General features: G+C 54.8%; 5 protein-coding genes. 4 read left to right on the forward strand and 1 reads right to left on the reverse strand.

Annotated features, from left to right (window positions below):
- Positions 1–197 precede the first annotated feature (197 nt).
- Together H5U36_04650 and fsa are read left to right on the forward strand one after the other, a co-directional pair.
- Positions 198–1,169, forward strand: coding sequence for a class II fructose-1,6-bisphosphate aldolase (locus tag H5U36_04650; GenBank protein ID MBC7217445.1), 972 nt, complete (start codon positions 198–200; stop codon positions 1,167–1,169).
- Between the two features lie 50 nt (positions 1,170–1,219).
- Entirely contained in the window at positions 1,220–1,873 is a 654-nt protein-coding gene (gene fsa / locus H5U36_04655; protein MBC7217446.1) for a fructose-6-phosphate aldolase, read from the forward strand.
- Here the strand turns inward: fsa and H5U36_04660 are convergent.
- Entirely contained in the window at positions 1,870–2,469 is a 600-nt protein-coding gene (locus tag H5U36_04660; protein MBC7217447.1) for a hypothetical protein, read from the reverse strand. The two genes, fsa and H5U36_04660, sit on opposite strands and share 4 nt — an antisense overlap.
- Positions 2,470–2,504: 35 nt before the next feature.
- On the opposite strand from H5U36_04660, the gene H5U36_04665 reads away from it, so the two are divergent.
- Both H5U36_04665 and H5U36_04670 read left to right on the forward strand, forming a co-directional pair.
- Complete coding sequence (locus H5U36_04665; protein ID MBC7217448.1) at positions 2,505–3,200, forward strand: hypothetical protein; 696 nt, start codon at positions 2,505–2,507, stop codon at positions 3,198–3,200.
- On the forward strand, positions 3,197–4,256 hold a 1,060-nt coding region (locus H5U36_04670; GenBank protein MBC7217449.1), incomplete at its 3' end, for a tetratricopeptide repeat protein. The genes H5U36_04665 and H5U36_04670, both read left to right, overlap by 4 nt.

Genomic DNA, 4,256 nt, shown 5'->3' on the forward strand with positions numbered 1-4,256 from the left:
CATGAGGTGTCCTTTCCCTGGGTCTTTTCGCCCTTGAAAAGGATGCGATGGATGTGGGCAGTATTTTTCCTGGGGGCCTTTCGGCGACAGGCAGGAAATTAAAAAAGTTCCCGGGAGGTCTTTCGCTTGAGAGAAATAGGGGTAAAATATGGGGGAGAAAAAGAGAGAAACATCATTACATAGAGGGAGGAAGTGCCATGCCGGTACATTACACGGAACTGGGCCTTGTGAATGCGAAGGAGCTGTTCCAGAAAGCCAACGAAGGTAAGTACGCCATCCCTGGGTTCAACTTCAACAACATGGAGCAGCTCCAGGCGATTATCATGGCCTGTGTGGAGTGCAACTCTCCGGTCATTCTCCAGATCTCCAAGGGTGCCCGGCGGTACGCAAACCAGACGCTTTTGCGGTACATGGTTCCCGGTGCGGTGCAGATGGCCCGGGAGATGGGGAGCAACATCCCCATTGTTCTCAACCTCGACCATGGAGATTCTTTTGAGCTCTGCAAGGCCTGCATCGATAACGGGTTCTCGAACGTCATGATTGACGGGTCGCATCTCCCTTACGAGGAGAATGTTGCTCTGACGAAAAAGGTCGTCGAGTACGCCCATGACCATGGGGTGACCGTTGAAGGAGAGCTTGGTGTTCTTGCAGGAATCGAGGAGCACGTGGTTGCCGAGAAGAGCCACTACACCCGCCCGGAAGAGGTTGAGGACTTTGTGGCCCGAACCGGGGTTGATAGCTTAGCCATCTCCATTGGTACGTCCCACGGGGCGTACAAGTTCAAGCTCAAGCCCGGCGAACCCTTCCCGGAGCTCCGGTTCGACATCCTTGAAGAGGTCCAGCGCCGTCTTCCCGGATTCCCCATCGTGCTCCACGGGGCGTCTTCGGTTCTCAAGGAGTACGTGGACATCATCAATAAGTACGGCGGAAAACTCGAGAATACCGCAGGGGTTCCCGAGGACCAGATTCGCCGGGCGATTCAGCTTGGGGTGCGGAAGGTGAACATCGACTCCGACGGGCGACTCGTCTTCACCGCCATGGTCCGCAAGTACCTTGCTGAGCACCCTGAGGAGTTCGACCCCCGCAAGTACCTTGGTCCTGCCCGTGAAGAACTCAAGAAGATGTACATTGAAAAGTGCAAGCTCCTCGGCAGTGCCGGGAAAGCCTGATGCAGGGCCCGGGATACCCCGGGCCTTTTTGCTTTTGAGGGGTGGTGGGGATGAAGTTCTTCATCGACACTGCGCAGGTTGAGGAGATTAAGGAAGCGCTCTCTTTGGGAGTTCTCGACGGGGTGACAACGAATCCTACCCTTGTGGCCAAAACCGGTCGGGGTTTCAAAGAGGTCATCCTTGAGATATGCCGCCTTGTCCCTGGGCCGGTTTCGGCGGAAGTGGTGAGCGAGAACGCCGAAGGCATGATTCGCGAGGGGAGGGAACTCGCCTCCTGGGCTCCCAATATCGTCGTGAAGATTCCCCTCACCGAAGAGGGACTAAAGGCCATCCGGGTGCTCTCGCAAGAAGGCATCAAAGTCAACACTACCCTGATTTTCCAGCCTCTCCAAGCGCTTCTTGCCGCCAAAGCCGGCGCGGCATACGTGAGCCCCTTTGTTGGACGGCTTGACGATGTGGCAAGCGGAGGCATGCACCTTGTGGCGGATATTCTGACCATCCTTCGAAACTATGGCTACTCTACAGAGGTTATCGTGTCTTCGGTGCGTCACCCCATGCATGTTCTTGAGGTGGCAAAGCTTGGAGCCCACATCGTGACCATGCCCTTTGCGGTCATCAAGAATCTCACGAAGCATCCGCTTACAGACGTGGGTTTGCGGAATTTTCTCGCCGACTGGGCAAAAGTCCCAGAAAAACCTTTTTAGCTCTTTTTTCTTTCGACCAGATCTCCCACAAAAAATTCCATGGCTTCCTGCCAGGATCGGGCTTCCTCAGGCTTTGGAGGAAGCCCGCTTTTCTGGTAGTCGAATTTCTCGATAAAGGAGGAGAGGGTGTCGAGAATGCCCTGAAGGGTCACCTTTGTGGTGTCCTCAAGGCGCCCACGGAGGGGCTCAGGGAGAGAAGCAAGGTGAGGGAGGCAGACGAAGGTTTCTTTTCCCCAGGACTGATGAAGGTCCTCCCAGTGTTTGCCAAGGAGATGGACAATGCGGGTGAGGTACTCCTGTAGGCCCAGGCACACGGGGCAGAGTTTTGCGTCCGGCACTGTTCCGGAGAGGTACTGGTGCAGGAGGTCCTGGTACACAATGGCTATTCCGAGAATTGAGGGACGGAGGGCAAAGAGCCTGCGGGCATGGTCCTTGCAGAACCCACCCTTTCGAATTTTTTCCCGCACTCCTCGATCGGTAACGAACTCGTAGAAGAGGGCTTCGAGGAATCGTCTAACGTAGCTTTCCTCAAGCCGGCAGAGAAAGCATCCCGGTTTTCCAAGAGCCTCCCGGAGTTCGAGGAATGTTCGGTCCATGGTTTTCGTATATTCTACCAGAGGGTGGAGGAATCATGAAGAGGAAGGGAGTTCTCCTTGTCTTTGGTCGAGGGAGGCGCCTTTTCCGGTTTGCCCTCTCCTTAGGGTGGGCTTTCGGGGCAAGACCTGTTTTTTCGGAAGTCCTGCCGGATGAATCCTTCTTTGCAGGGAAAAGAGCTGCTGCAACCCTTCTTCCCAGAATTTCTGTTTGTCCTTTCCTCTGTGTTGCTGAAAGCCACGCTTTCACCGGGGGCATGGTGGCAGGCCTTGTCGAGAACCTATCTTTCCCCCCTTACCTTTTTGTACTTGACGCCCATCTTGACCTTTTCTCATCCCCCCAGGTATCATTTCCGATTCACCGGGGGAACTTCCTGGCTTACCTTTTGAAGCGAAAGGGATTCCCCGAAGACCACCTCTTCGTTTGCTCTGATATTGAGGCTCTCAAAGAACTCGAGGAAAAGCTCAGGGTGCTTCCTCCTCGTCCTTTTTACCTTTCCTGGGATGTGGACTTTGGGTTTCCGGAAGTCGCCTATTTCCCCGGAAGAGTTCCCTCTGCTTGCCTTGAGGATTTTTTCCTTCGTCTTGCGCTGTGCTGCAGAAGGAGAGGCTTCCACTTCTTGGGTGGTGACCTTGTGGAACTGAATCCCTGGAAAATTCAGAGTCCTTCTTCTTTTGCCCTGCGGGTAGCCCGTTACCTTTTGCCTTTCTTCAGAGAGGAGGAAAGACGGTGAAGACGGTGCTTGCGGTGGTTTTCCTGGGGCTTTTTCTTTTGTGCGGTGGGGTAGCCTTTCCCCTTGACCCTCTCGACCAGGCCGAGCTCTTCCTTGAATCGGGAAACATTGACCAGGCTATAGCCATCCTTGAGCCTCTTCTTGACCAGGGGAAAGACGCGGAGTACCTTGGGGATGTCGTCGAGCTCCTTGATTCCCTTCTCCTTGAGAAAGGGGAAACCGAGAGAGCTATCGCTGTCCTCCAAAAGTATGTCGCCCGCTTCCCCAACGCTTCCCGGACATACCTTTTCCGCTACTGGATGGCCAAGCACGAAGAGGAACTTGGAAGGGAGGACAAAGCTTTTGCGCTTCTTGAGGAACTCGCGCGAGATCTCCCTCCTGAGGACCCCTTCGGACTTCGAATTCAGGTTTTTTCAGACCTTGCGTACTACTTCCGGTACCGGAAAAAGGATGCCCGGAAGGCCCTTGCAATGTACGAGAAAGTGGCAGAGCTCTCGGAAAATCCCGAAGAGAGACTCCAGACCCGGATGTCCTGCGGGCTCTGCTACGAAGAACTTGGGGAGATTGAGAAAGCCCTTGCCCTCTACAGGGAGGTGGCAGAGGAAGCTCCTGGGTCGTTTTTTGAACGCTGGGCGAAACTCCGGATGGTGTACCTTTCCGAGCCCCCGGGGGAGAAGTTTGCCACAAGGGATGCCCTTGTTGAGGAGCTCAGGAAGGCCCTGGAAGGAAAAGACCTCAAACGCTTGAGAGATCTCGCAAAAAAGGGGGATTTCTGGAGCGGGGTGAACTTCAGCGAATTCGATGTGGACGATGCTGAGGGGGTCTTCTCGTACCTTGCCAGGTACCTTCCTGCTTCTCCTCGTCTTTCGGTTTCTGCAACTCCCACCCCAAAGAACGACGATTGGGTCTTAAGGGTTGAGGGATGGGGTGATCCGGAGTACAATATTTTGTACCTTGTGCTCGGAGAAGGTCGCTACGGGTGGGAGTGGAAAGGGGTCATCCTCTCGAGCACGGCCCTTGAAGCCTGCCAGGAGAGCGGCGACGTACCGCAGGAGT

Source organism: Candidatus Caldatribacterium sp., assembly GCA_014359405.1.
GTDB lineage: Bacteria > Atribacterota > Atribacteria > Atribacterales > Caldatribacteriaceae > Caldatribacterium > Caldatribacterium oleiphilum.

What these genes read in the sequence shown, in the direction of transcription:
- H5U36_04650 (MBC7217445.1), top strand. Translation starts at nt 198, where the DNA reads ATGCCGGTACATTACACGGAACTGGGCCTTGTGAATGCGAAGGAGCTG.
- fsa (MBC7217446.1), top strand. Translation starts at nt 1,220, where the DNA reads ATGAAGTTCTTCATCGACACTGCGCAGGTTGAGGAGATTAAGGAAGCG.
- H5U36_04660 (MBC7217447.1), bottom strand. Translation starts at nt 2,469, where the DNA reads ATGGACCGAACATTCCTCGAACTCCGGGAGGCTCTTGGAAAACCGGGA.
- H5U36_04665 (MBC7217448.1), top strand. Translation starts at nt 2,505, where the DNA reads ATGAAGAGGAAGGGAGTTCTCCTTGTCTTTGGTCGAGGGAGGCGCCTT.